The organism is Psychrobacter sp. 16-MNA-CIBAN-0192 (genome assembly GCF_040309565.1).
GTDB lineage: Bacteria > Pseudomonadota > Gammaproteobacteria > Pseudomonadales > Moraxellaceae > Psychrobacter.
In genome coordinates, this window is the sequence record NZ_JBEOOX010000402.1 from 1 (window position 1) to 260 (window position 260).

At 37.3% G+C, this 260-nt stretch carries 1 pseudogene; it reads left to right on the top strand.

From position 1 onward, the window contains the following. Positions 1-222: pseudogene (locus AAEY78_RS13750) on the top strand (hypothetical protein); the annotation flags it as partial. Positions 223-260: the final 38 nt, after the last annotated feature.

Sequence of the window (260 nt, forward strand, 5' to 3'; positions counted from 1 at the left end):
GTAGAAGACGGTGCAGTTCCTATTTGGTTATCTCAAAGCATTTTAATTATCGGGTTTTCAATGCTCACTTGGCGTTTTATTGAATTGTTTATCGCTATTTTGCGCAATAAAGCTGTTGGTTTCCAACTGGCCGATGAAGCAAAAGACAGCATGCATTTAATCGATGAAGCTGCGCTATCCACATCATCAGAACAACAACAAAATGATAAGGACGCGAAATAATGACTATAGCAACACTATTTATTGCTTTGTTTATTTGC